Origin of the sequence: Streptomyces verrucosisporus, assembly GCF_017114865.1 — a bacterium.
Classification (GTDB): domain Bacteria; phylum Actinomycetota; class Actinomycetes; order Streptomycetales; family Streptomycetaceae; genus Streptomyces; species Streptomyces fenghuangensis.
Map to the genome: position 1 here is coordinate 1 of NZ_JADEYH010000076.1, position 1,215 is coordinate 1,215.

The window sequence follows — 1,215 nt, forward strand, 5'->3', positions numbered from 1 at the left end:
TTTCATGCGGCGAGGCGGAGTCGTTCATGCTCGGCGTGTGCTTCTCGTGGCGGGCGATAACCGATCGCCGAGTGAAGACGCTTGCGATTGTACCAGAACTCGATATACCGAATAATGTCCCGCCGGGCCTCCTCGCGAGTGTGATACGTCACGCGTGACACACGTTCGTTCTTCAAGGCACCGAAGAACGATTCGGCCATGGCGTTGTCAAAACAGATTCCGGTCCGGCCGGCCGAGCGCCGCAACCCGAGTCTCCCGAGGACCTTCCCGTACTCGGCCGACATGTAATTGCTGCCGCGATCGGAGTGGAAGACCGCGCCCTTCGCGAGCTTCCTGTTGCGGGCCGCGTTCCGGATCGCCCGGGATATCAGCGGTGTCTGGTAGTGGTCGTCCATGGCGTAGCCGATGATCTCCTTGGCGCAGCAGTCGATGACGGTCGCCAGATAGAGCCACCCCTCACCGGTCGGAAGGTAGGTGATGTCGCCGACGAGTTCTTCTCCGGGCGCGTCGGCGGTGAAGTCGCGCCCGACGAGGTCCGGCACCGGCCCCGGCGCCGTCCGGGTCAGCGCCCACCGCTTCGGCCTCGGTTGGCAGGGCACCAGGCCCGACTCCCGCATCAGTTGCCGAACCAGTTCCGGGCCGGCGGCGACGCCCCAGCGCAGCAGCTGGGCACGGACGCGCCGGTAGCCGTAGGTGCCGTCGGACATCTCGAACGCTTTGGTAATGAGGAGCCGCAGTTCCTCGCGCCGCTGGGCGGTCGCGGAGTCGGGCCGGTTTCGCCAGTCGTAGTAGCCGGAGGTGGATACGCCGAGTTGTCTGCACATGAACTCGACGGAGTAGGCGTACTCCGCGTTTCCGAGTCGCATCGATTCGATGAACTCGTACTTGCTCGCTACCGGGGATCCTTCGCGAAGTACGCTGCGGATTTTTTCAGGAAGGCGACTTCCATCTCCAGCTCACGGTTACGGCGTTCGAGTTCCTTCAGCCGGGCCCGCTCGTCCACCGGCAGCGGTCCGTCCTGCCGTCCGTTCTCACGCTCGTGCCGGCGCACCCAGGTGCGCAGCGTCTCGGGGTTCATGCCGAGTTCTCGCGCGACATGAGCGATCGGTTTACTGGATTTCAGCGCCAGCTGGACCGCTTCCTCACGGAACTCTGGCGAGTACGGGCTTGGACGTGCCACGTGCTTCTTCCCTCGATTCCTTACAGGACAACCCT

General features: G+C 64.2%; 1 protein-coding gene. It reads right to left on the bottom strand.

Annotation, left to right across the window (positions count from 1 at the left end; genetic code table 11):
- Positions 1-2 precede the first annotated feature (2 nt).
- A protein-coding gene (locus tag IQ279_RS27500) for an IS3 family transposase (protein ID WP_206352038.1) occupies positions 3-1,180 on the bottom strand; the annotation gives its coding sequence in 2 pieces (ribosomal slippage) (positions 3-919 and positions 919-1,180; 1,179 coding nt in all).
- Positions 1,181-1,215: the final 35 nt, after the last annotated feature.